The organism is Afifella sp. IM 167 (assembly GCF_020144925.1).
GTDB lineage: Bacteria > Pseudomonadota > Alphaproteobacteria > Rhizobiales > Afifellaceae > Afifella.
On sequence record NZ_NSLC01000004.1, the window covers coordinates 82,883 to 102,962 of the forward strand.

General features: G+C 66.7%; 18 protein-coding genes. 9 read left to right on the forward strand and 9 right to left on the reverse strand.

Translation table 11 applies throughout. The features are described 5' to 3' along the window. Window positions 1-3 precede the first annotated feature (3 nt). On the reverse strand, window positions 4-975 hold the full coding sequence (locus tag CLD20_RS07870) for a heparin lyase I family protein (RefSeq protein WP_224406067.1): 972 nt from the start codon (window positions 973-975) through the stop codon (window positions 4-6). Window positions 976-1,425: 450 nt separating this feature from the next. Between CLD20_RS07870 and CLD20_RS07875 the strand changes: the two genes are divergently transcribed. From CLD20_RS07875 to CLD20_RS07895, 5 genes are all read left to right on the forward strand, one after another. Beyond that, window positions 1,426-2,178 (forward strand): ABC transporter ATP-binding protein, encoded by a 753-nt coding sequence (locus CLD20_RS07875; RefSeq protein WP_224406068.1) that lies wholly within the window; start codon window positions 1,426-1,428, stop codon window positions 2,176-2,178. After that, window positions 2,171-2,884 carry an ABC transporter ATP-binding protein gene (locus CLD20_RS07880; protein ID WP_224406069.1) on the forward strand — a complete coding sequence of 238 codons (714 nt, stop codon included), beginning with the start codon at window positions 2,171-2,173 and terminating at the stop codon, window positions 2,882-2,884. The genes CLD20_RS07875 and CLD20_RS07880 overlap by 8 nt, the downstream gene beginning before the upstream one ends. Before the next feature lie 39 nt (window positions 2,885-2,923). Further along, entirely contained in the window at window positions 2,924-4,147 is a 1,224-nt protein-coding gene (locus tag CLD20_RS07885; protein ID WP_224406070.1) for an ABC transporter substrate-binding protein, read from the forward strand. Between the two features lie 64 nt (window positions 4,148-4,211). Then, the gene (locus tag CLD20_RS07890; protein ID WP_224406071.1) at window positions 4,212-5,102 is read left to right on the forward strand and encodes a branched-chain amino acid ABC transporter permease; all 891 of its coding nucleotides are present in this window, start codon (window positions 4,212-4,214) and stop codon (window positions 5,100-5,102) included. After that, window positions 5,099-6,067 (forward strand): branched-chain amino acid ABC transporter permease, encoded by a 969-nt coding sequence (locus CLD20_RS07895; protein WP_370636842.1) that lies wholly within the window; start codon window positions 5,099-5,101, stop codon window positions 6,065-6,067. Before CLD20_RS07890 ends, CLD20_RS07895 begins: the two co-directional genes overlap by 4 nt. Before the next feature lie 25 nt (window positions 6,068-6,092). Here the strand turns inward: CLD20_RS07895 and CLD20_RS07900 are convergent, their stop codons facing one another. Next, window positions 6,093-6,785: a thermonuclease family protein gene (locus CLD20_RS07900; protein ID WP_224406072.1), complete on the reverse strand. Its 693-nt coding sequence runs from the start codon at window positions 6,783-6,785 to the stop codon at window positions 6,093-6,095. A 397-nt stretch (window positions 6,786-7,182) separates the two neighbouring features. Here CLD20_RS07900 and CLD20_RS07905 point away from each other — a divergent pair, with 397 nt between their 5' ends. Then, window positions 7,183-7,893, forward strand: coding sequence for a thermonuclease family protein (locus CLD20_RS07905; RefSeq protein WP_224406073.1), 711 nt, complete (start codon window positions 7,183-7,185; stop codon window positions 7,891-7,893). Here the strand turns inward: CLD20_RS07905 and CLD20_RS07910 are convergent, their stop codons facing one another. The 6 genes from CLD20_RS07910 to CLD20_RS07935 form a co-directional block, all read right to left on the reverse strand. Beyond that, complete coding sequence (locus CLD20_RS07910; protein ID WP_224406074.1) at window positions 7,894-8,913, reverse strand: NAD(P)H-binding protein; 1,020 nt, start codon at window positions 8,911-8,913, stop codon at window positions 7,894-7,896. Between the two features lie 129 nt (window positions 8,914-9,042). After that, on the reverse strand, window positions 9,043-9,807 hold the full coding sequence (locus tag CLD20_RS07915; protein WP_224406075.1) for a FadR/GntR family transcriptional regulator: 765 nt from the start codon (window positions 9,805-9,807) through the stop codon (window positions 9,043-9,045). Window positions 9,808-9,833: 26 nt separating this feature from the next. Then, on the reverse strand, window positions 9,834-10,826 hold the full coding sequence (locus tag CLD20_RS07920) for an ABC transporter ATP-binding protein (RefSeq protein WP_224406076.1): 993 nt from the start codon (window positions 10,824-10,826) through the stop codon (window positions 9,834-9,836). Then, entirely contained in the window at window positions 10,819-12,756 is a 1,938-nt protein-coding gene (locus CLD20_RS07925) for a dipeptide/oligopeptide/nickel ABC transporter permease/ATP-binding protein (protein ID WP_224406077.1), read from the reverse strand. Before CLD20_RS07925 ends, CLD20_RS07920 begins: the two co-directional genes overlap by 8 nt. Continuing rightward, window positions 12,756-13,700, reverse strand: coding sequence for an ABC transporter permease (locus tag CLD20_RS07930; protein ID WP_224406078.1), 945 nt, complete (start codon window positions 13,698-13,700; stop codon window positions 12,756-12,758). Before CLD20_RS07930 ends, CLD20_RS07925 begins: the two co-directional genes overlap by 1 nt. Window positions 13,701-13,790: 90 nt before the next feature. Continuing rightward, entirely contained in the window at window positions 13,791-15,350 is a 1,560-nt protein-coding gene (locus CLD20_RS07935; protein ID WP_224406079.1) for an ABC transporter substrate-binding protein, read from the reverse strand. Window positions 15,351-15,479: 129 nt separating this feature from the next. On the opposite strand from CLD20_RS07935, the gene CLD20_RS07940 reads away from it, so the two are divergent. Both CLD20_RS07940 and CLD20_RS07945 read left to right on the forward strand, forming a co-directional pair. After that, a complete protein-coding gene (locus CLD20_RS07940; protein ID WP_224406080.1) occupies window positions 15,480-16,724 on the forward strand; it encodes a Zn-dependent hydrolase in 1,245 nt (414 codons plus the stop codon). 181 nt (window positions 16,725-16,905) lie between these two features. Then, complete coding sequence (locus CLD20_RS07945) at window positions 16,906-17,826, forward strand: IclR family transcriptional regulator (protein WP_224406081.1); 921 nt, start codon at window positions 16,906-16,908, stop codon at window positions 17,824-17,826. 21 nt (window positions 17,827-17,847) lie between these two features. On the opposite strand, the gene CLD20_RS07950 is transcribed toward CLD20_RS07945, so the two are convergent. After that, on the reverse strand, window positions 17,848-18,609 hold the full coding sequence (locus CLD20_RS07950; protein ID WP_224406082.1) for an SDR family NAD(P)-dependent oxidoreductase: 762 nt from the start codon (window positions 18,607-18,609) through the stop codon (window positions 17,848-17,850). A gap of 211 nt (window positions 18,610-18,820) precedes the next feature. On the opposite strand from CLD20_RS07950, the gene CLD20_RS07955 reads away from it, so the two are divergent. Beyond that, window positions 18,821-19,900: a TAXI family TRAP transporter solute-binding subunit gene (locus CLD20_RS07955; protein ID WP_224406083.1), complete on the forward strand. Its 1,080-nt coding sequence runs from the start codon at window positions 18,821-18,823 to the stop codon at window positions 19,898-19,900. Window positions 19,901-20,080 lie beyond the last annotated feature (180 nt).

A 20,080-nucleotide genomic window follows, 5' to 3' on the forward strand; every position in this document is an offset into this window, starting at 1 on the left:
GGCCTAGAGGCCGAGTTCCCCGCAGGTCGCGGCCGAAAGCATGTCCGTGCAATCGGCCGAGCGGGCGAAATCGTCGTAGATCAGGCTCCAGCTGCCCTTGTCCGCATCCCGGTAGGGACCGAACTTGAAGTACTGGCGAGGACCGAGATCGCGGTGGCCGATCTTGCCGGTGACGCTAGCGACGTGCTTTTCGTTCACAAAGATCTCGATCCGCCCGTCACCCTCAGGGTCCGGCCGGACGAAGACGACGAAGTTGAACCAGCCGTCCTCGGCCTCGGGCAGGGCCGGCAGGTAGCGCTTCACCGAGATCTCGCGCGTGCAGGCATCGTATTCCGACTTGCGCTCCGGCCGCTCGCCCGCCTCGGCGATCACCCAGCCGCGGCTTTGCGCATCATAGGGCCGCGACCAGATCGCCATCTCCTCGCCGGTGCAGGGGAATTTCGTCGTGCCGTCCGGGTTCTTCTCGCCTTGAAGCAGATGCGTCTCGACGGTGAAGAACATCTTCCCCTCGCGCAGGCGCAGCGCCAGGAACGGACTGGAATTTCCCGGCACGCCCTTGGGCACGGTGCGCTTCCACTGGGCCATGACATGGCGATGGTCGGCCATCGGCCGGCCGCCCGCAAAGCGGACGGAAAACCGGTACCAGACCGGCGTGCCGTAGGGCAGCTGGCGGTCCTTCGCCTCCCACAGTTCGGCGCGCTCGGAGCAGTCCTCGGCGCCCTTCGGGCAATGCTCCGAAAGGGTGAGCTCGATGGCGCGCGAGCCATTCCGACCGGCGCCTTGAAGGAAGCGGAAATGACCGGCCTCCTGCTCGAAATTGTCCTTGTAGTAGAGCGCGCCGCGGGTCGTGAGGTCGCCCGCCTCAAAGTCCTCGGAGAGCGCGGCGCCTGGCGCGTCCGTCTCCTGCGCGGCGGCGATTGCCGGCGGCACGAGAAGGCTCGCCAGCAGCAGGACAACGACCGGTCTCAGGCTCATTCGGCTCCTCCGGAAAGTCGGCGGACCCTAGCGGCGCCCGCGCGGCTGCACAACGGATCGATCCCGCAGGCAGTAGGAAAGCCGGCGGCAAGTATTGCCGCGCATCGTCGTGTCTGTCGTCCACATGTCATGGCAGGCGGCTAAGCTTTCCTTGCGGCGCGGCCCCGCGCTGCAGCCGGGCTTGCAAAAAAGTCCGACGACCTGCCGGTCCCCAGCCTTTGCAGGTTCCCTTCAGCCCGCTTCGGCGGGCGTTTTTTTGCACCGGTTTCCGTAACGACAGGGCCAAAATTCAGGCAACTTGGCGTCTTGCAGGCATCACCGCCGAGTGCGACAACAATTGCCAAGCACTTGAATCTGCGAAGGCGCCGAAGAGCACCGGCAGAGCTTCTGCGGACAGGGGAACAACTCCTGCCGCATGTCCAGCCCGCACCCGCGGGAACAGGCGAGGAAATGTCCGAGTTCATTCTGGAAACCCAGAATCTCACCAAGTATTTCGCCGGCTTCGCGGCCGTGAGCGGCGTCAATCTCGCAGTTCGCGAGGGCACGATCCATGCCCTGATCGGCCCGAACGGCGCCGGCAAGACGACCTGCTTCAACCTCATTACCAAGTTCCTGCAGCCCTCCTCCGGGACGATCCGCTACGCCGGCCACGACATCACGAAGACGTCGCCGCACGCCGTGGCGCAGGAGGGGCTGGTGCGGTCCTTCCAGATCTCGGCGGTCTTTCCGCATCTGACGGCGCTGGAGAACGTGCGCCTCGCGCTGCAGCGCCCGACGGGGCTCTCCTTCCATTTCTGGAAGCCGGCGAGCGCCCTCCACCGGCTGCACGAGCGGGCGCACGAGCTGCTGGAAGCCGTCGGCCTGTCCGAATTCACCAACACCCAGGCCGTGGAAATGCCTTACGGGCGCAAGCGCGCGCTGGAGATTGCGACGACGCTGGCTCTGGAGCCGAAAATGATGCTCCTCGACGAGCCCATGGCCGGCATGGGGCACGAGGACATTTCGCGCGTCTCCGAGCTCATCCGGCAGGTGGCGAAGAACCGGACGGTGCTGATGGTGGAGCACAACCTGGAGGTCGTCGCCGACCTTTCGGACACGATCACGGTGCTGCAGCGCGGCCAGGTGCTGGCGGAGGGCTCCTACGAGGAAGTCTCGCGCAATCCCGAAGTGCGGCAGGCCTATATGGGTACCGGCGATGAGTGATGGCACGCCCATCCTGGAGGTGGAGAACCTCCACGCCTGGTACGGCGAATCCCACATCCTTCACGGCATCGACTTCTCCGTCCACGAGGGCGAGGTGGTCAGCCTCCTGGGCCGCAACGGCGCGGGCAAGACCACGACGCTGCGCGCCATCATGGGCCTGGTCGGCAGGCGCGAGGGCTCCATCCGCCTCAACGGCGAGGAGACCATCGGCCTCAAGCCCGACAAGATCGCCCGCCGCGGCATCGCCTACTGCCCCGAGGAGCGCGGCATCTTCGCCAGCCTGACGGTGAAGGAGAACCTGCTCCTTCCCCCGCAGGTGCAGGAGGGCGGGCTGCCGCTGGAGGAGATCTACGAGCTCTTCCCCAACCTCAAGGAACGGCTCTCCGGCGCCTCCGGCACCCGGCTCTCGGGGGGCGAGCAGCAGATGCTGGCGATCGGCCGGATCCTCAGGACGGGTGCCCGCCTGCTGCTTCTCGACGAGCCGACCGAAGGGCTCGCCCCCGTCATCGTGCAGCAGATCGGGCGCAGCGTGCGCCGTCTGCAGGAGCTCGGCTTCACCATCCTGCTGGTGGAGCAGAATTTCCACTTCGCGGCCCGGCTTGCGGACCGCCACTACATCGTCGAGCACGGCCACGTGGTCGACAATTACAAGCGCGCGGACATCAAGGAACGGATGGACGAGCTCAACGAGCTTCTGGGCGTGTGAATACGGGTCCGGAGGAAAGAAACGAATGAGAGGAACCCCATGAGACTTCATCGACTGGCACTCGCATCCTCGGCTCTCGTAGCTTTCGGCACGGTCCTCGCCGGCGCGGCGCAGGCCGAAATTTCGGACGACGCCGTGAAGATCGGCGTCCTGAACGACCGCTCCGGGCTCTATGCCGACCTTTCCGGCGAAGGCTCCGTCGTGGCGGCCCGCATGGCCGTGGAGGATTTCGGCGGAACGGTGAACGGCAAGGCGATCGAGGTGCTTTCGGCCGACCACCAGAACAAGCCGGATGTCGGCTCCAACATCGCGCGGCAATGGATCGACCAGGACGGCGTCGACGTCATCGTCGACGTCCCGACCTCCTCCGTGGCGCTCGCCGTCCAGCAGGTGACCTCGGAGAAGGACACCGCCTTCCTGGATTCGGGCGCGGCGACGACCGCCCTTACCAACGACCAGTGCGCCCCGACCTTCGTGCATTGGACCTACGACACCTATGCGCTCTCCGTCGGCACCGGCAAGGCGGTCGTCGACGAGGGCGGCAAGAGCTGGTTCTTCCTGACGGCCGACTACGCCTTCGGCCATCAGCTGGAGAAGGACACGGCCGCCGTCGTGGAGGCAAACGGCGGAACGGTGGTCGGCTCGGTGAACCATCCCCTGTCGAGCAGCGACTTCTCCTCCTTCCTGCTGCAGGCGCAGGCTTCCGGCGCCGACGTGATCGGCCTTGCGAATGCCGGCGGCGACACCACCAACGCCATCAAGCAGGCGAACTCCTTCGGCATCGTGCAGGGCGGACAGAAGCTGGCGGCCCTCCTCGGCTTCATCACCGATGTCGACGCGCTCGGCCTCGATGTCGCCCAGGGGCTGACGCTGACCACGGGCTTTTACTGGGACCGCAACGAGGACACGCGCAAGTTCGCCGACCGCTTCGCGGAGAAGATGAACGGGCAGAAGCCGACGATGGTCCAGGCGGGCGTCTATTCGGCCGTTATGCACTACCTGAAGGCCGTGGAAGAGATCGACGACGACGGCGGCAAGGCGGCTGTCGACCAGATGAAGAAGATGCCGATCAACGACTTCTTCGCCGAGGACGGCACGATCCGCGAGGACGGCCGCATGGTGCACGACATGTACCTCGTGCAGGTGAAGAAGCCCGGCGATTCCGCCGGAAAGTGGGACTATTACGAGATCGTCAAGACGATCCCCGGCTCGGAGGCCTTCCTGCCGATCGAGAAGAGCTCCTGCAGCCTCGCGAAGAAATAGGCCGCGCAGGATTTCAAACCCGGGGCGGCGCGCCGCTCCGGGCCCTCGCTCACAGGGAGCCTCGATGCAGGAAATCTTCGGCGTGCCGGCGCCGCTCCTTTTCGGCCAGCTTCTCATCGGGCTGATCAACGGGTCGTTCTACGCCCTGCTCAGCCTCGGCCTGGCGGTGATCTTCGGCGTCCTCAACATCATCAACTTCGCCCATGGGGCGCTCTACATGATGGGCGCCTTCGTCGCCTGGCTGTTGCTCAACTATCTCGGCATCGGCTACTGGCCGGGCCTCATCCTGGCGCCGCTCATCGTCGGCGCCGTGGGCATCGTCATCGAGCGCGCGATGCTCTCGCATCTTTACGACCTCGACCACCTCTACGGGCTGCTGCTGACCTTCGGCCTCGCCCTCATCATCGAGGGCACCTTCATCAACTTCTACGGCGTCTCCGGCCAGCCCTACGCGCCGCCGGAAATCCTCAACGGCGGATACAATCTCGGCTTCATGTTCCTGCCGAAATACCGGGCCTGGGTAATCGTCGCCTCGCTCGCCGTCTGTCTCGGCACCTGGCTTCTCATCGAGCGCACGCGGCTCGGCGCCTATCTGCGCGCCGCCGTCGAAAGACCCGACCTCGTGCGCGCCTTCGGCATCAACGTGCCGCTGATGATGACGCTGACCTACGGCTTCGCCGTCGGGCTGGCAGGCTTCGCCGGCATCCTGGCCGCCCCCGTCTATACCGTCAGCCCCATCATGGGACAGAACCTGATCATCGTCGTCTTCGCCATCGTCGTCATCGGCGGGCTCGGCTCGATCCTCGGCTCGATCGTGACGGGCCTCGGAATCGGCCTCATCGAGGGGCTGACGCGCACCTTCTATCCGGAAGCCTCCTCCACGGTCGTCTTCGTCATCATGGCGATCGTTCTCATCCTGCGGCCCAACGGCCTCTTCGGGAGGCCGCGCGAATGACCGATACCGCCATGAAGCCCGCCACAGGCCTCCGCGGCCGGCGTTTCGTCACGCCCGTCCTCGCCCTTCTCGGCATCGCGCTTCTCATCGCCGCGCCGTTCTTCGGCATCTATCCCGTCTTCCTGATGAAGCTCCTGTGCTTCGCGCTCTTTGCCTGCGCGTTCAATCTGATGCTCGGCTTCGTGGGGCTGCTTTCCTTCGGCCACGCCGCCTTCTTCGGCATGGCGGCATATGTGACGGGGCACGCGGTGAAGGCGTGGGAGCTCAATACGGTCCTCGGGATTGGCGCCGGCACCGCCGTCGCCGGTGTGATGGGGCTCGTCTTCGGCGCCATCGCCATCCGCCAGAAGGGCGTCTACTTCGCCATGATCACCCTGGCGCTCGCCCAGATGGTCTACTTCTTCTGCCTGCAGGTGCCCTTCACGCATGGCGAGGACGGCATCCAGGGGATTCCGCGCGGCACCGTTTTCGGCCTCTTCGACCTGCGGGACACGCTGACGATGTACTATTTCGTGGCGGCGGTGTTCCTCGTCGGCATCTTCGTCATCTACCGCACGGTGCATTCGCCCTTCGGCCAGGCCTTGAAGGGCATCCGCGAGAATGAGGCGCGGATGATCTCGCTCGGCTATCCCGTGGCGCTCCTGAAGGTTCTCGCCTTCACCATGTCGGCGGCGCTGACCGGGCTCGCGGGATCGACCAAGGCAATCGTCTTCCAGACGGCGACGCTGACCGACGTCAACTGGCACATGTCCGGCGAGGTCGTGCTGATGACGCTGATCGGCGGCATGGGCACCATTTTCGGCCCCGTGGTCGGGGCCGGCGTCATCATCGCGCTGCAGAACTACCTCGCCACCATCGGCTCCTGGGTGACGGTGGTGATGGGCACGATCTTCGTCATCTGCGTCCTCACCTTCCGGCGCGGCATCGTGGGGGAGATCCTGGCGCGGTGGCCGAAGAAGGGCTGATCCGCCCCATCTGGAGGGTCAGGCTCTACGGATCGACGCGCCAGCCGCCGTTCCAGGCGCCGGCCTCGGCCGTCATCGCCTCCTGCAGCGCTGCCGCGTAAAGCTCGAAGCCATAGCCTGACGGCCGGGCAAAGCCCGCCCGGACCTGCCGCCTCGCAAGGTCCTCGCCCCCGGCGAAGCACTGATAATCAGGCCGTTCGCCGGCAATGAAGCGCGGCTCGCAATAGACCTCGAGCCCATGCAGGAAGTTCTGCAGCCATGCCCGGCCCATCAACCCGCATGGAAGGCGCCTGCCCTGAGCGACGCGGCAGACCGCGTCGCGGGTGAGCCCCTCGACATAGGCGAGGTCGATCGCAGGCCGGCCGTTCCCGGCAAGCCTGGTGGAGGAGACGGCCTCGAAGGGCGGCAGCAGCTTGATGCCGGCGTGCAGTTGCAGGGGAAAGTCGGCAGGATCGAAGGGCGTGACGGGTATCGACATCGTCTCCTCCGCCCGATTGTCTTCAAAGGGGAGCTCAACGGCCGCTTGCGGCCGAAAGAGAAAGAAGAGGAGACCCGCGGCGAGGAGAGTGAGGAGCAGGAGCGAGAGGGTCGCGGCGAGCGCCGCGCGATGACCAAGGGCGAAGCCGTCCGCTCCCGCAGACGCCCCGTTGACCGGCGCACCGGAATCTCGGCTCTTCTTCTGGTCGTCAGCGTTTCCGTGCAAAGCTACACTCGCCATGATCGGGCCTCGTCCGCCGTTCCGGCAAAAGGAGGCTCAGGAGATCGACGCAGGGGCATTTCTTCCGCGCCTTGCGGCAAAACTGCACCGTCGCGCCGGCCCGGGAGGGAGGACGGTTCCTTTGTCTCTGGAAGTTCTCGCCCGAAAAGCCCCCCGGCGCGCCGGGCGGACTAGATACGCGCGCGAACATCAAATCAATACTCGCGGTTGTATCCTCAGGGCCGCGATGGTGAATATCGCCATCATGCGGCGGTGGACGGGCTTTTCGGCAACACCTGAAGGAGAGCGGGAATTATTGCGGCAAGACGGCTACATGACGCATCCTTGCCTGCGCGAATCCTTCGGCTCCCGATAGATGGGTGCCGGGACGGTGCGGCATCTTCCGGGAGCCTCTGGAATGCGCTCGGCTAGCCTTGCGGGAATCGCGTTGCTGGCAGCGCTTCTGGCTGCCCTCCTCGGCCTGACGGGGCTCGATCCGGCCACGACGGACAGGACGGCGGAGAGCGATGCTCCGGCCGGGACCGCGACGCCGGCCGAGAGCAAGCCGGAAGTCGTTCCGCCCGCCTCGCGGGACGTGACGCCCCGCGGCTTCACGCACGGGCCGGTGGTGACCGGACCTCTCCTGCGTGTGGCGCCCACCCCCTCCCCGCCGGAGCCGGAGCCCGATTTCGACGGCCCGGTGCGGGCGCTGAAATCGCCGGTGCCGCTCGATGCGGAAACGCTGCGCGAGGGGCGGCAGGACATCGCGCTCTACGGCATCAAGGGCGTGCCGATCCGGCTCGGCTGCGGCAAGCCGGTCTGGCCCTGCGGGACGATGGCGCGCACGGCGCTGCGGCGGCTCGTCAAGAGCGGAACGGTGGAATGCGTCGTGCCGGAGGACAAGGCGGGCGCCCAGCAAAAGACCGTCTGCCGGGTGGCGGGCGTCGATGTCGGCGAATGGATGGTGCGCCAGGGCTGGGCGCGGTCGAGATCGGCGCGTTACGAAACGGCGGAGAAGGAAGCGCAGGATGCGCGCCGCGGCATGTGGAGCCGCAAGCGGCCGCGCTTCATCTCGGGCAAGGGCCTGCCGGAGGCAACGGGCGAGGCCGAAGCGAAAGGACCCGCCTGATCAGAAGACGGCATGCTCGCCTCGTTCCACCGAGGCTTCGCCGGCAAGAAGGCTGGCGTAGAAGTCGAAAAGCGTCTCGGTGCCATGGGAGGGGGTCATCTCAGCGCTGTAGCGACCGGTCTTCGGATCGAGAACGAGCATCGATTCCGTCGCATAGTAGCGGCCGATGCGGGCGAGCTCGGCCTTTTCCTTCAGCCCCGGAGCGAGGCGGGACGCGGCACCGAGAACCGCCGCGATGCTCGACAGAATCGCCACCGGCACCTTTCTGATCTCGGGCTTTCTTCCAAGGAGAGCAAAGAGCCGCTCGCCCTGCTCCATCGGGGTGATCGCCTCGCCGGGGCCGCCGATCGGCAGGATCCGGTTGCGGCGGCTCTCCTCGATGAGGCATCCGGCGAGATAATCGGCGAGGTCGCCGTCGCTGATCGGCTTGCAGGCGGTAAGGCGCCCGTCGCCGAAGACGAGGAAGGGCTTGCCCGCCTTTACCCGCTCCACCTGGCCGGAGAGCGACTTGAAGAAGGCGGTCGGGCGGACGATCGACCAGGCGAGGCCGGATTCCATCAGCTCCCTCTCGAAGGCGAGTTTGGCCTTCTGGAAGGCCAGCAGCGGCTTCTGCACGCAGATCGCCGAAAGCAGCACCATCTCAGCCACACCCGCCTGTTTGGCGGCGGTGAGCGCGCTCGAATGCGCCTGATAATCGATCGCCCAGGCGTCGCGCGCCACGCCGGTGCGCGAGGCCATGCAGGAGAGGAGCGCATCGAAGCGCTCGCCGGCAAAACCGTCGCGGGAAAGGCTCTCGGGATCGGTGACATCGCCGAAGCGGAGTTCGGCACCTTCCAGCAGACGGGCGAGCTCTTCGGAGACCGGAACCTTGTCGGTGCCGGAACGCGGACGCAGGAAGCAAACGACCTCGTGGCCGCGCGCCAAGAGCGCGCGCACCGTGGCGCGGCCGATCGTGCCGGTGGCGCCGAGGACGAGGACGCGCTTTGTGGCTCTCGGCTCGCTGGTGTCGATGGAGTTCATCAATCTTCGGACAATCTGGAGCCTTTGAAAGATCCGGCCCTGTGCCGTGCCGCCTCGATCCGCCGGCGAGCTTACAGCCCGGCAGGGCGGCGACCAACCGCCCGGTCCGGGCGAAGTGACGCCCTTTGCTCAGGCCTTTCCGAGGCCCCTGCGGAGCGACATGGCGGCGCGTTCCAGCATGTATTTCTCCGCTTCGGCCATGTGCTCGCGCATGACGGTGCGCGCCCGCTCCGCATCCCCGGCGCGGATAGCCCGCAGGAGGCGGACCTGATAGTTGAGCCCGCTCTCGCGCAGCTCCGGGTTCGGCTGACGGTAAATATCGCGGCAGACCGCCATGTCGCGCAGAAGGCTTGCGAGGAAGGCCGCGACGAAACCCAGAACGCGGTTCGGCGAACGGCGCGCGAGCTCGATATGGAAGTCGAGTTCGGCCATGCGCTGGTCGTACTCCTCCTCGCTGGAGACGGGCTCGGCCTCGTAGAGGCGCACCGTCGCCTCAAGCGAGGCGAGCGCCTCCGGCGTGAGCGCGCCCGCCGCCACGGCCGCCAGCTCCGGCTCGATGAGCTTGCGGATCGCATAGATCTCGGCGATCGACGGGGGCTCGTAGAGGAAGAGGTTGTCGAGCATCCTCAGCGCGCTTTCCGGCTCGACGGCGGTGACGAAGACGCCGCCGCCGGGTCCCGTCTTGGAGGCGATCAGCCCCTCCACCTCCAGCGCCTTCAGCGCCTCGCGCAAAGTGCCGCGCGAGACCTTCAGGCTCTCCGTGCCGAGCCAGGCGGCGGGCACCCGCTCACCCGGGACGAGCCCCTCTTCGATGATGCGGGCACGGATGGCATCGGCGACGATGTCGGAGCGCTTGCGGCGGCGCGCCACGGCGGGGGTCATTTTCCCGGCCAAATGATTTTCCCGGCGACCAAGGCGGCTCAATCCTCGCCGTGCGGGTGATAGCAGGCGGAAAGATGGGCCGGCGCGCCCGGCGCCGGATCCAGCGGTGGAACCTCCTTCATGCAGATTTCGGTGCCGCGCGGGCAGCGCGCATGAAAGGCGCAGCCGGGCGGCGGGTCGTAGGGATCGGGAAGCTCCGTATCGGCGTCCTCCGGGATGAGCGACTTGCGTCCCGGGGCGGGCGCCGATTTGAGGAGGAGGCGCGTATAGGGATGGCGCGGCGCGCGGAAGACGCCGCGCCCCGGCCCGATCTCGACGATGCGGCCGAAATACATGACGGCCACGCGGTCGGAGACGCTCTCCACCACCGAGAGGTCGTGGCTGATGAAGACATAGGTGAGGCCGAACCGGGACTTCAGCCCGTCGAGGATGTTGAGGACCTGCGCCTGGACGGAAACGTCGAGGGCGGAGACCGGCTCGTCGAGGACGATCAGTTCCGGATCCGCGGCAAGGGCGCGGGCAATGCCGATGCGCTGGGCCTGGCCGCCGGAGAATTCGTGCGGATAGCGATCGAGAAATTCCGGCGCGAGGTTCACCGCGTCCATCAGCTCGGAAAGCCGTTCGGCGCGCTCCCTGCGGTTCTTTCCAAGAAGATGGACGAGCGGCGCCTCCAGGATGGTGCGGATCGTCTTCCTTGGATTGAGCGAGGAGACCGGATCCTGGAAGACGTACTGGACGCGCCGGGCGAGACGGCGATGATCCATCTTTTCGCCGAAGACATCCTCGCCGCCGAAGCGGATGGTGCCGCCGGTCGGCGCGTCGAGCCCGACGAGGAGGCGCGCCAGGGTGGACTTGCCGCAGCCGGATTCGCCGACGATGCCGAGCGTCTCGCCCTTCATGACCTCGATCGAGACGTCCTGGACGGCGTGCACCGCCGGCTTGCGGCGCCCCAAGATGTTGCGCCCGCCGCCGAAGATGCGCTCCGCCCCGTCGATCTCCACCAGAGCTTCCCCCGCGACAGCTTCAGGCATCGGCCTCTCCCCAAAGCGGATGGAGGCAGCGGACCGAGCGCCCTTCGGCAAGCTCGACCATCGGAATCGCGCCCTTTCGGCAGTCGTCCTCAGCCCGCGGACAGCGGGGCGCGAAGGCGCAGCCTTCCGGCAGGGCGTTGACCATGGGCGGGCGGCCCTCGATGGCGTCTAGTCGGCGCTCCGGCTCGCCGAGAACCGGGACACAGTCGATCAGCTTGGCCGTATAGGGATGGGCGGGAGAGGAAAGGATCTCCTCCGTGCCGCCGGTCTCCACGAACCTTCCCGCATACATGACGGCGATCCGGTCGCAGATCGCCGAGACGACGCCGAAATCGTGGGTGATGAACAGGATGCCGGCGCGCCTCTCCTTCCTCAGCTTGCCGAGCAGCGAGAGCACCTGCGCCTGCACCGTCACGTCGAGCGCCGTCGTCGGCTCGTCGGCGATGAGGATGCGCGCATCGTTGGCAAGCGCCATGGCGATGCAGACGCGCTGGCGCATGCCGCCGGAGAGCTCGTGCGGATAGGATTTCAGCCGTTCGGCGGGATTGGGGATGCGCACCAGATCGAGGAGAGACCTCGCCTTCTCCTCGGCCTTGCGCCTTGCGACGGGCTCGTGCGCCTGGATCGCCTCCACGAGCTGGCGGCCGACCGTGAAGAGCGGATGCAGGGTCGAAAGCGGATCCTGAAAGACATAGGAGACGGCGCCGCCGCGTAGCTGGCGGATGCGCTCGTCGCTCGCGGCGAAGAGATCCTCGCCGTCGAGAAGCGCGGCGCCGCCGGCGATGCGGCCGGGCGGCGTCGGCACCAGGCCCATGATCGACATGGCCGAGACGGATTTTCCCGAACCGGATTCGCCGACGATGCCGAGGCATTCCCCCTCGCGGATATGAAGGTCGATGCCGCCGACCGCCCTGTAGACGTCGCCGCCGAGGCGGAACTCGGTGCGCAGGCCCTGCACGTCGAGCAACGCACCTTCCTGGGGCACGATGTCGGGGACAGCGTCCCGCATCACGGCCGTGCGCGCCACCGGCCGGGTCAGCGCGCCGGATTTCAGCCGCGGATCGAGAACGTCGCGCACGCCATCGCCCAGAAGATTGATGCTCATGACGAGGGCGAAGATCATCAGGCCCGGGATGACGGAGACATGCGGGGCGGTGAAGAGGATCTTCCTCCCCTCCCCCAGCATGGAGCCGAGATCGGCCTGGGGCGGCTGCGCGCCGAGGCCGAGGAAGGAAAGCCCCGCCGTCTCCAGGATCATCCAGCCGATCGTCGTCGACATGGTGATGATGATGACGGGAAGAACGTTGGGCAGCACCTCCACGAGGAGGATCTGCACGTTCGACTTGCCGGAGAGCCGCGCCGCATCGACGAATTCGCGCCGCGACAGGCCGAGGGCGATGCCGCGGATGTTGCGGGCGAAGAAGGGGATGTTGACGACGGCGATGGCGTAGAGCGCGTTGAGAAGGCCCGGCCCGAGCACGGCGACGATGGCGAGCGCCAGCAGGATGTAGGGAAAGGCCATCACCATATCGATGCCGCGCATCAACAGCGTGTCGGCGCGCCCGCCCGCATAGCCCGCGACGAGGCCTATAAGCGAGCCGAAGAAGGCCGCGATCAGCGTCGCGGAGATGCCGACGGCAAGGCTGACGCGCGTGCCCCAGACGAGGCGCGAGAGGATGTCCCGGCCAAGCGCGTCGGTGCCGAGGAGATGGCCCTCGGCGAGCGGCCGCAGGAGCCTGTCGGCCGGCGCCGTCGCGTCCGGGTCCGGCAGCGGCAGGACGGGGGCGGCGAGCGCCACGATGACGACGAGGCCGAAGACGAGAAGTCCGGCCGTCGCCAGCGTGTTGTTGAAAAGAAGACCCCAGGCCGAGGGACGGCCGGAACGGCGCTTCTTCTGCGGTCGGGCGCCCACGGCGGCGGCTTCGGCCATCAGCGCAGCCTAGGATCGAGAATGGTCTGGATGACGTCGGCGGCGAGGTTGAAGAGCACATAGGCGGCCGCCACGACGAGCACGCCGCCCTGCACGAGAAGGAGGTCGCGCGTCGAGATCGCCTTGACCAGCATGGAGCCGATGCCGGGCCACTGAAAGACGGTCTCGATGTAGACGGCGCCGCCGAGGACGAAGCCCGCCTGGATGCCGATGACCGGAATGATCGTCACCAGCGCCGCCTTGAAGGCGTGCCGGTAGATGACGCCGCGCTCGGAGACGCCCTTGGCTCTGGCCGTGCGGATGAAATCCTGGCGCAGCACCTCCAGCATCGCCGTGCGCGTCAGCCGGGCGATGACGCCCGTCGCCACCACCGCCAGCGTGAAGGCCGGCAGGACGAGATGGTAGGCGAGGTCCTTCAGGTCACCGCCGCCGTAGATGGCGTACATGCCGCTCGCCGGGAAGAGCTGCCATTTCACCGCGAAGAAGAGAATGAGGATGAGCCCCAGCCAGAAGGAGGGGACGGAAATGCCGACGAGGACGACGAAGGTGATCGCCTTGTCGGCCCAGGAATACTGCCGCACGGCCGAGACCACGCCGGCGAGGAGCCCGAGCACGGAGCAGAGGAGGAGCGAGGTGCCGGCGAGGATGAGCGTTGCGGAAAAGCGCTCCATGACCTCGTCGATGACGGGCCGGTTCAGCGTGTAGGAGCGGCCGAAATCGCCATGCAGCAGGTTGCCGAGCCAGATGACGTATTGCTGCGGCAGGCTCTTGTCCAAGCCGAGCTCGCGGTTCAGCCTTTCGACGTTATCCGGCGTCGCGTAGGAGCCGAGGATCGCCGTCGCCGGATCGCCCGGGATCATCGCCATGATGAGGAAGACGATCACCGTCAGCCCGAAGAGGACCGGGATCGCGGCGAGGAGGCGCTTGGCGATGTAGGAGAGCAAGGGCCGGCTCCCGGCTGGTTGCGGTGGAACGCCGGCGCCGCCTGGGGCACGCGCCGACGCCGGAATTTCAGCGCAGGATCACCTCGAGCATCACTGCGGCTTCGCCACATCCTGCAGCATCAGGAAGAAGGAGGGCTGCAGCTTGAAGTTCTCCACCGAGGCCGTCGTCACCGCGTTCTGCTTCCAGTTGGCGACGAAGACCCAGGGAGCGTCCTCCTTCACGATCTCCTGCATCTGCTTGTAGAGCCCGGCGCGCTCGTTCTGGTCGGTGGATGAACGCGCCTTCTCCAGCAGTTCGTCGACCTTCGGGTTGGAATAATAGCCGGAGTTGAAGCCGCCGGAATCGGGCAGCGCCTCGGAACGCAGGGTCAGGAAGGGCAGCGTGTCCGGATCGTTGGTCATCCAGGCCATCTCGGCCATGTCGGCCCTGCCTTCGAGGCCGGGGTTCACCTTGCCGAGGAAGGTGTTCCACTCATAGGTCTCGATGTTGACCTTCATGCCGACGGCTTCGAGGTCTGCCTGGATCGCCGTGCCCATGGCGACGGGATCGAGCATGCCGGAGCCGCCCTCGGTGACGTAGAAGGTCAGTGGCGAGCCATCGTATCCGGCATCCGCCAGGAGCTGCTTCGCCTTCTCCGGATCGTAGGGATAGGGCTCGAGGGATTCGTTGTAGGCCCAGGCGAAGGCCGGCGGCGTCGGCCCGGCGGCGACCTCGGCCGTGCCCTGCAGGATGTTGTCGACCAGCGCCTTCTTGTCGATGGCGTAATTGGCCGCCTGGCGGATCTCCTTCTTGGCGAAGGGACCTTCCTTGGTGTTGAGGATCAGGAACCACAGGTGCGGACCCGCCTGTTCGTAGACGGTGAAGGCGGCATCGTCGCGGAACTGCTTCAGGCTGTCGGGCGGCACCTCCACCATGACGTCGAGGCCGCCGGAGAGCATCTCTGCGATGCGGGTATTGGCGTCCGTGATCGGGCGGTAGATCACCGCCTCCAGCGGGGGCGCGCCGTCCCAGTAATCGGGATTCTTCTCCACCACGACGCGGGAATTGGCCTCCCATTCGACGAACTTGAAGGCGCCGGTACCGACCGGATGGCGGCCGAAATCCTTGCCGTCCTTCTCCACCGCGGCCGGCGAGACGATGAGGCCCGTGGGATAGGCGAGGTTCGACAGGAAGGGCGCATAGGGCTCCTTCAGCTTGAACTCCACGGTGGTGGCGTCGATGGCGTTCACCTCCTCGACGGCCGAGAAGAAGAAGGCGAGCGGGAACGGGCCCGTATCGTGAAACGGATGATCCTCCTTCAGCATGCGGTCGAAGTTGAACTTCACCGCCTCGGCGTCGAAGGGCGTGCCGTCGTGGAAGGTGACGCCTTCGCGGAGCTTGAAGGTGTAGGTCTTGCCGTCGTCGGAGATCGTCCAGTCGGTCGCCAGCGAGGGCTCGACCTCCAGCGTGCCGTCCTTGTAGCGCACCAGCCCGTCATAGACGTTGACCAGGATGCGGAAGTCGTTGACCGCCGTCACCGCATGGGGATCGAGCGATTTCGGCTCGGCGATCTGGCCGACGATGAGAACGTTCGGCGGCGTCTGCGCGAAGACGGGGGAAGCGAAAGCCAGTGCCAGGGAGGCGAAGGCGGCAGCCAGAAATTGTTTCATGGCGATCTCCATCGGGTCCGGTGGCGGATAATTTCTCCTGAAAAATTACCCTTGCGCAAGCATTCATTACGATAAATTTTTGTGCAACTGCCGCGGGGAGAGGCCCTGGCGGAGACGACGGGACGTCCATTGCCGCAAGAAACACCGCGCATCGACATCGAAAGGCTGAAGGCGCTGCTTGCCGGCGTGAACCGGTTCGGGCGCAACCTGGATACCGGGGGCTTCAACCGCGTCGGCTATTCGCCGGCCGACATGGCGGCGCGCGACTGGCTGAGGCACGAGATGGAAAAGGACGGGCTTTCGGCGCGGCGCGACGGCGCCGGAAACCTCTTCGCCCGCTTCGGCCCGGCCGAGGGTCCGGCCATCCTCGCCGGCTCGCATCTCGACACGGTGCCGGAAGGCGGTGCCTTCGACGGAGCGCTCGGCGTCTGCGCGGCGCTCGAATGCGTGCGGGCGATGAAGGATGCCGGCATCCGGCCCGAAACGGCGATCGAGGTGGTCGCCACTGCCGAGGAGGAGGGCCGCTTCGGCGGCATGCTCGGGTCCGAGGCCATCGTGGGCCACCTCACGCGCGAGCGAATCGAGGCGGCGAAGGACGCCGACGGCGTGCCTCTCGTCGAGGCCATGCGCGAGGCGGGACTCGATGCCTTCGAGGCGCTTTCGGCCCTGCGCCCCAGCCGCGAGGTGAAGGCCTTTATCGAGCTCCATATCGAGCAGGGGCCGGTGCTGGAGCGGGCCGGCCGGCCGATCGGCATCGCCCATGGCGTGTCGGGCGTCCTCAACCGCCAGGTCACGCTGACGGGCACCGCGAACCATTCCGGCACGACGCCGATGGAGATGCGCGCCGACGCCTTTGCGGGCCTTGCCGAGATCGCCACGCTCATTGCGGCGGCGATCGGGGAAGAGGGCACGCCACAAAGCCGCATCACCATCGGCAAGGTCGACCTCCAGCCGAACGCAGCCCATACGATCCCCGGAAAGGCCGTCTTCTCGCTCATCATCCGCGACACGTCCGACGAGGTGATGCGGGCGCTTCGGGCAGCGATGGAAGCCCGGATCGCGATGGTGGCGCGCAAGCACGGGCTCGGCGTGTCGGTCGAGGAGAAGAGCTGGATCGCGCCGGTCGGACTCGACCCGGCGCTGAATGCGATGCTGCACGAGGAGGCCCGAAAAATGGGGACTGCGGCGCTCGACATGCCGTCGGGCGCCGGCCACGACGCGCAGACGATGCAGGCGCTCTGCCCCGCGGCGCTCATCTTCGTGCCGAGTCGCGGCGGCATCAGCCACGCGCCGGAGGAATTTTCGGAATGGTCCGACATCGGGCGGGGGACGGAGCTGATGCTGCGCGCGCTGATGCGGCTTTCGAGCCGCTGACGGGGCCGGCCTGACGGCACCACGCCCAGGCCCTGACGCCAGAGGCATTGCTACCGGGAGCCCGCATCCCCGCCTCGCCCTGCATCGCGGCCATCGGCTCCGTTGCCTTCGCGAAGCCGGCGCTGTTCGTCTATGATCGCGAATGCTGGGCGTATCCGATCGCCCTTCAGAAGGTGAGAATGTGACGGAATCAGAATCGCCGCAGCGCAACCGGAAAGAGCAGGCGAAGGCGCCGACCAGCGCGCCCCGAAAGCCTGCAAAGAGCGGCAACAAGCGCACCACCGGCAAGGAACCGCCCTCCTCGGCAAAGAGCACGCTGAAGGCGCTTCAGATCCTGGAGGCGGTGGTCGCCGGGGGCCGTCCGGTCTCGGTCGCCGAACTGTCGAGCGGCCTCGCCTATTCCAAGCCCACCACCCATCGCATTGCGACCTTCCTGGAGGAGCAGGGCTATCTGGAGCGCGAATTCGGTAGCCGCCGCTTCATCGCGAGCCAGCGGCTGATCGAACTTGCGCTCAACGTCCTCATTGCCGCCGCGCAGCGCCCGACGCGGCGCAGCATTCTGAACTGGGTCGTCGAGCAGACCGGCGAGACCTGCAATATCGGCGTCATGCACAATGGCGAGCTCGTCTATATCGACCGGGTGGAATCGCACTGGCCGCTCGGTCTGCGCTTCGAGCCCGGCAGCCGCGTTCCGCTGCACTGCACGGCGATCGGCAAGCTCGTCCTCAGCCAACTTCCGGAGGAAGCGCTGACGAAGCTTCTCGGCACCCTGCGCCTCGCCCGCTACACGGACAACACGGTGACGGATCAGGCCGAGTTGCGGCGACGGCTGGAGGAGATCAGCCGCGCCGGTTTCAGCATCGACAATCAGGAGTTCATGTCCGGCGTCGTCTGCGTCGCCGTGCCCATCTTCGATGCATCCGGCCGCGCCTGCGCCGGCCTGGCCATCTCCGCGCCGGAGGCGCGCATGAGCGCCGAGCGCGCCGAAGAGCACGTTGCGGTGCTGCGGGCGGCCGCGGCCCAGATGCAGGAGACCATCCTCGCCTCACCGCCCGGGCGCAGCCCCGCCGAGGAGGCGGAGGAGCTGGTCAAGACCGGCTGAGCGCGGGGCGCTTTCCGACCCTCAGACGAGCGTGCGGCCCCCATCGGCATAGATCGTCTGCCCGGTGATGAAGGCGCCGCCCGGCGAAAGCAGCAGCAGCGCCGGCGCGACGATATCGCCGGGGACACCGAGGCGCCCCATCGGGATGTGGGAGACCGCCTGGGCCAGAAACGCATCTTCTTCCAGGCGCGAGCGCACCAGCGGGCTCTCGGTCATGGCAGGACCGATGGCATTCACCCGGATGTGGCGCGGCGCCAGCTCGCGTGCCGTCACGCGCACCATATGCGACAGCGCCGCCTTGGAGCTGGCGTAGGCGGCATAGCCGGGGTTGGAGACCTGGGCCGAAACGGAAGAGAGGTGCAGGATCGACCCGCCCTCCCCCATCACGCCGGCGGCAGCGCGCGTCAGAACGAAGGCGCCGGTGAAGTTCGCCTCCATCGAAGCGCGTAGATCGGCGAGTGCGAGTTCCTCCATCGGCGCGGTGCGATAGACCCCCGCGGCGTTCAGCAATCCGTCGAGACGCCCGCCGGCGGCGTGCACATGCCGCACGGCGGCCTCCACGCCCTCCTCGTCGCAATTGTCGAGCCCGAAAGCATCGATCACGCTTTCCTTCGGGAAGAGCGCGGCCAGCTCGTCGGCTGCGCTCGCGTGCAGATCGGCCAGAGCCACCCTTGCTCCGCGCTCGACGAGCGCGCGCGCGACGGCCGAGCCGAGCAGGCTCGCCGCCCCGGCGCAGAGGAAGACCCTGCCTTCGACATCAAAGAGCGGATCGCTCTCGGCCATGATCGGATTCTCCCCTTTCGATAAAGCACGACGTTTCTTCCCCGGGAGGGTGCGTTCCCGCCTCCCCCTCTCCGATGTGGATTTCATAATGTGGTACGAATCGTTCAATAAATGAAGACGCACTGAAAGCGATCATGTAAGGTCGAGGCGACGAGCGGGGGCCAACTCCGCCGTCGAGCAACGAAAAAAGCGCGATTAAAGGAGGGAACGCATGTCCTTACTCGAAAAGTTGGGAACGACAGCCGCTGCCGCACTGGTGGGCGCGCTCGCTTTGGCGGGTGTCCCCGCCCCGGCCCGGGCGGCGGATGCCGTGCCGGTGCTGCTGTGCCCCTTCGGCTGCGGGCCGATCGCGGGCGACACGATCCTGATGAACCAGCTCATCAAGGAGAACGCCCCGGTCATGCTGCTGCCGCAGGAAACCCCCGGCTACATGTATAATGTCCGCGAGATGGGACAGAACGAGGGGAAGTGGAAGACCTCCGTTTTCGCCACCGAGGACACCCTCATCCAGCTCGCCTATTCCGGCGGCTCGGAGGACATGAAAGAGTTCCTCCCCGAACCGGTGACGATCCCCTGGAAGCTGCTCTACGGCGAAGCCTGGTGGGGACAGGGCAAGTTTCTGGCGACCTTCGACTGCAGCCTGAAGTCGCTCGCCGACCTGAAGGGCAAGCGCATCTCGCTCGGCCTTCGCGGCCAGTCCGACTGGGGCGTCTTTTCCCGCCTGTTCCTGAAGACCATCGCGGGAATCACGCCCGACAACACCGATATCCGCCACATGACGCCCGCACAGCTGACGCAGCAGCTGATCGACGGCGCCACCGACGCTGCGGTGACCCCGATCGGAGCCGAGCCCACGAAGACGACCTTCATCGTCCCCGGACCGGTGCGCCAGCTGGAGGCGACCGGCAAGAAGATCTGCTATCTCGGCGTCAGCCAGGCGGACGTCGACAAGGTCAACGCGGAGTTCCAGACGACCTTCGAATGGGTCGAGCTGCCGCCCAACACGCTTCCCGGCCAGGACCAGCCGCTCGGCATCGGCTTCGACAAGGCCTTCAAGGCGGCGCATGCCGACTTCCCCGAAGAGCTCGCCTACAAGCTGGTCAAGTCCGTCGGCGAAATCGGACCGAAGATGAAGGAGCTGCACGCGCTCTGGGGAATCTGGTCGCCGGAGCTGATGACCTGCGGCCTTTCGGAGGAGAACACCCATCCGGGCGCCATCCGGGCCTACAAGGAACTCGGCTGGTGGGATCTGCGCAACAAGTGCGATCCGATGACCTATCCGAAAACCTGATCCGGCGAGGGTCTCGCCCGCTCAGGGGCCGGGGCATTCCCCGGCCCGCTTCCCGGCCTCCGGCGTGAGCGCACGCCTTTTTCGGGAGGAGCGGGCCTCGCCGACCTGACGAAGCGGGAGCGGCGGCGCGCCGCCGGGCCTTCGGGCTCCAGGAACATCCCGTTTCGAAGTGGTGGTCCG